Annotated in this window: 4 protein-coding genes; 1 reads left to right on the top strand and 3 read right to left on the bottom strand. The window is 44.6% G+C overall.

From position 1 onward, the window contains the following. Positions 1-156 precede the first annotated feature (156 nt). From CSQ88_RS21870 to prs, 3 genes are all read right to left on the bottom strand, one after another. A complete protein-coding gene (locus CSQ88_RS21870) occupies positions 157-1110 on the bottom strand; it encodes an MBL fold metallo-hydrolase (protein ID WP_099400177.1) in 954 nt (317 codons plus the stop codon). 96 nt (positions 1111-1206) lie between these two features. Then, on the bottom strand, positions 1207-2673 hold the full coding sequence (locus CSQ88_RS21865) for a nicotinate phosphoribosyltransferase (RefSeq protein WP_099400176.1): 1467 nt from the start codon (positions 2671-2673) through the stop codon (positions 1207-1209). Beyond that, positions 2670-3530 carry a ribose-phosphate diphosphokinase gene (prs, locus tag CSQ88_RS21860; RefSeq protein WP_218963178.1) on the bottom strand — a complete coding sequence of 287 codons (861 nt, stop codon included), beginning with the start codon at positions 3528-3530 and terminating at the stop codon, positions 2670-2672. The genes CSQ88_RS21865 and prs overlap by 4 nt, the downstream gene beginning before the upstream one ends. A gap of 183 nt (positions 3531-3713) precedes the next feature. On the opposite strand from prs, the gene CSQ88_RS21855 reads away from it, so the two are divergent. After that, a complete protein-coding gene (locus CSQ88_RS21855; protein WP_218963177.1) occupies positions 3714-4397 on the top strand; it encodes an NUDIX hydrolase in 684 nt (227 codons plus the stop codon). Positions 4398-4564 lie beyond the last annotated feature (167 nt).

Here is a 4564-nt window from a genome sequence, read left to right as displayed (position 1 = left end):
TTTTGATACCTGCTTCGCCAGTTAAATATTGCTGAACGACAGAGAGCTTGAATTGCGTTGAGTACTTGGACATAAAAACACCCCAAAAATATGGACGGGTGTCCAACTTTTGGGGTGCAGTTCATTGCTTCGGCTTTTTTACGTAAATCCTTCTCACTACTTCCCATACATCGGCGAGTAATTCACCGGCAGCCATTCATAGCCCTTACCGGCTTCCCGCAAATGCCCAAGCCCAGGAAAAGAAAGGTGAGCAGAGCCGATTAAATAGCCCTGCTTAGCCGCTTCTGCATAGGCTTTTTTACGCTCTTTAGCCGCCGCCTTGCTGTCGCTGTCGTATTGAATCGTTACACCGGGCTGAGCAAATTGCACAGCGGCAACGTGCATTAAATCACCCCACAGCACCAGCGTTTGTCCCTTGCTTTCTACCTTATAAATGCTATGTCCGGCAGTATGTCCATGCGCTGCCACGGCTTTAACCCCGGGAATTAAATCTGTATCGCCATTAAACGTCTTCAGCTTTCCCGCTTTGATATAGGGATTCACCGAAGCCATTGCGCCCTGGAAATACATTTTGGCGTCTGCAGGTGCTGCATCCATATTGGCCTGGCTCAGCCAGAAATCCACATCACGCTGATCCAGCCGCAATATGGCATTTGGAAAAGCCAGCTCCCCGCCCGCCATCAGCCCGCCCATATGATCGCCATGCAAATGGGTGATATAGACTTCATCAATTTGCTCAGGCGAATAACCTGCGGCTTTTAAACTTTCGCCAAAATGCCCCAGCGTTGGGCCAAATAAACCCGCCGCACCGGTATCCACCAAAACTAATTTCTCGCCGGTATTAATTAAATAGGCATTCACAGATGTTTCTAATGGGCTAGCTAAATAAGACTTTGCCAAAGTTTTTTCAACTTTAGTCTTGCTGGTATTTGTAAGGATATTGCTCACCGGCAGAGAAACGGTGCCATCTGATAAAGCCGTTATTTCAAAATCACCCAGCATCACCCGATAAAACCCTGGTGCCGAAGTTTTTACCATAGGCGCTGCCGCCCCGGCCTGAAACGTAGTTAAAACCATTGCACCTAACAGCAAACGTTGAAACGAATTCATCGCTTTCTCCTGTAATGAATCAATGAAATAACAGCGCTTAAAAAAAAGGGAGAGACTGGCTCACCCTTTTATCTTATAACACTCACAATCCTAACATTAATTTGCAGCTAATCTGGCTCTAATCTCTGCAAGGCTGGCTTCATTCAAGATTTTCCCGTTTTCAAATACGGGGATAAACTCACAGTTATAAACATCGCTCCAGCTGGCCTGATCTTTTAAATAAAACTCGCCCTGTTGGTTTTTATATACAGCCACCAAACCTTTGGCCGAATTTTTTGTACCATCACCAGTTTTTGGCGCTTTAAATATTTCTTTATTAGCCCCGGCAATTTTTGCAAACGTTGCTTTTACCGCAAAACCATCGGTGTCACGGGTGACATACTGATAGGTATAGCTGCCAATACCAAACACCACATTGGTCGAAGCAAAGCCTTTGGCTTTTAAACCTGCACAAATGGCTTCAGCAATTTCAATGGTAATAGAATCGCCATAAATTAAACCCACATGCGGATCAAGCTGTTTATAGCCCTTACTGCTTTCAGTGCCACCAAATACTTCCCACAGGCATTCAATTGCACCTTTATATTCAGGGCTGCCTGGCTGTGCTGTGGCATCACCACAAATCATTTTTACTGGTGATCCGGTATCAGGCCTGAATACCACCTTCCCATTACGGGCCATAATTTTATCTTTCAGCTGCACGGTGAAATCAGTCATCACCTGCCAGAAATCCCATGAATCAGAAACAATACTCACAATTCCGGCCGGGTAAATATCTTCAATTAAGCGGCGGAATGTTTCTAATTCATTTTCCATTCCCCCTGCACACATCACCGAATGCTCGGTGGCTGCCACGCTGCCGCCCACCAATTCCTTATCGCTATCGGCCAGGTAATAATCTTCCAGAAAATCAATGGCCGGAATGGTATCCGTGCCGGTGAAACTTAATAAATGGGCAGCACCACTCATTGCTGCGGCCTCTGCACCAAACATCCCTCTGAAGCTGAAATCATGGCCTTGCCAGTTTACAAAATCAGTACTGCCATCGGTTTCTAAGGCATATCGGGTGAGGATTTTTTTATACTCATGCGCCGTTGTTGCGCTGGTACACATTCCCCAGACATTGGTCGAAAGAATCGTTTCCAGATAATTAGTTAGCCAGAAAAAACGCTCATCCGTGTTAAATATCACGAGGCAAGGCACACGCAGCGGGTAAACCGATCCTTCCGGCAGCGCCATGATTTTAATTGGCAGATGGCCCAGATCATGCAAATCTGCAATATGCTGAGTGCCCACATTATTCGGGCCAAGATAATTATTAATACGGCGCTCAAAACGGCTGATAACGGCTTCTTTAGGCTGTTGAAAAAAATCAGCATTCCAGCGTTTAATCAGAAAGTCTTTAATAAAATACTGCAGACCAAAAAACACCATTTTATCGGTATAGTTTCTGCGTGTGGTTCTGGCAGTTAAGTTGCTGAATACAATTTCAGTCTGATCAGGATATTGTCTGCGATGGTCCACTTTATAGCCATCAATCGCAGTAACTGGATTTAAGTTCATTTTGATTCTCCTTGAATAGGCATAAATGACCAGATATCTTTTACGTTAATAAAATCAGTACTAATCATATTTTTCAGGCTATTGGTCGTAAAGACAGCATCAATACCACTAGCGCGTAAATCACCCTCGTTTGCCACGCCTTCATAATGTGAAACAATTAAAATAATTCTGCCAGCGTTTTTAGCTTTTAATTTTTTAGCTAATTCCATAAAGGTGCGGCCACCGGCACAGATATCATCAATAATGACACAGGTTTTTCCGCCAAGATGATCACAATACACTTCGGTATCAATAATCCTGCCATTACTCACATCCCGCACTTTATCTGCCCTGATTACTTCAAGGCCCCCCAGCTGAACGGATAATTCAAATATTTTTTTATTTGACCCTGCATCGGGCGAGATTAATACAATTTCTTCTGCTATTTCTGCAATCACCTCCGTAATCAGCTGATGATTTTTTACAATCTGCGCTTTATTTAATACGGCCGCTGTCACATCACTATGTGGGTCAAATATAAATACCCGATTAAAATTCTGCTGATTAATGATGTCCGCATATACCTTTACAGAAAGAGCCTCACCCTGATTACATACCCTGTCCTGCCGTGCACCGGGGAAATAAGGGATATAAAGGTCAATCACTTCTGCGCCATGCCGCTTTAAAGCATCCGTTAATAAAAGCAGCTGAATAATGGAATGATCACCTGAGTAGCGAAACATAATTTCAGCATGGCGGCTGGCCGGGGATAATATTTGAAAATGATTTTCACCAGCGCCAAATTGAAACTGCTTATATTCTGCCCCCATGTTTTCTGTGCGGGGTAAATAAAAACGACTAGAACATCCTTCCATCATGATCACCCAATAAGACTGCATCCGGTTAAAAGACTGTGCTGAAAATGTTTTTAAATACTGAAGCAGTGATAAGCATATTAGTGTCTCTGTGACACTATGTCAATCACTGCGGCATAGAGATCCGTCAAAACAAGCTAAGGTATATGCTTTATAATGTCCCAGAGACACAAGCAAGGCTGCTTAATGAGTACAGAATATACAAATCCATTGTTCACCGTTGACAGCGTGCTGTTTACGGTAAAAAACGGGCAGCTGATGGTGCTGCTGGTAAAACGCGCCCAAGCACCATTTACAGGCGATTGGGCCTTGCCAGGCGGCTTTATTGACGTACTGCAGGATATCAATACCGATGCCACAGCGAGCCGTAAGCTGGAAGCCAAAACAGGTTTAAAACCCGCTTATCTGGAACAATTACAAGTCATATCAGGGCCAGACCGGGACCCGCGCGGCTTTAGTGTCACCCTTGCCTACTTTGCTCTGGTGGCATGGCAGGATGTCAGCCCCCAAATCAGCAGCGTTGAATCAGCCAGCTGGATTGCGGTGAATGATCTGGAAAAAACAAACCTGGCTTTTGATCATCTGCAGATTATTCAAATGGCAAAGCAGCGCTTGCAGCAAAAAACGCTGTACTCCATGACACCTGTATTTTGCCTGCCCGGGCAATTTACCATTGCCCAGTTAAAATCGGTGATTGAAGCCATTATTGAAAAACCCATACAAAGAAAAAGCCTGATGCGCCGGATCGAGGCATCCGGCATCTTTGAAATCAGCGAAGAAAAAATCCCATCAGGCGGTCGCATGGCCCAGCTTTACACGCTGAAGCCGGGGGCAGATCTGGTAAATTTTGAGCGGAATTTAAGCCTGTAGTGCGGCAAGAGGAAGCTTATTAAGGAAAAGCCCGGCAATCTTGAACTGCACCCCAAAAGTTGGACACCCGTCCATATTTTTGGGGTGTTTTTATGTCCAAGTACTCAACGCAATTCAAGCTCTCTGTCGTTCAGCAATATTTAACTGGCGAAGCAGGTATCAAAACG

Origin of the sequence: Iodobacter sp. BJB302 (assembly GCF_002735645.1) — a bacterium.
Taxonomy (GTDB): domain Bacteria; phylum Pseudomonadota; class Gammaproteobacteria; order Burkholderiales; family Chitinibacteraceae; genus Iodobacter.
Note: the sequence above shows the minus strand (reverse complement) of the source record. Positions and strands in the feature narration are given on the sequence as shown.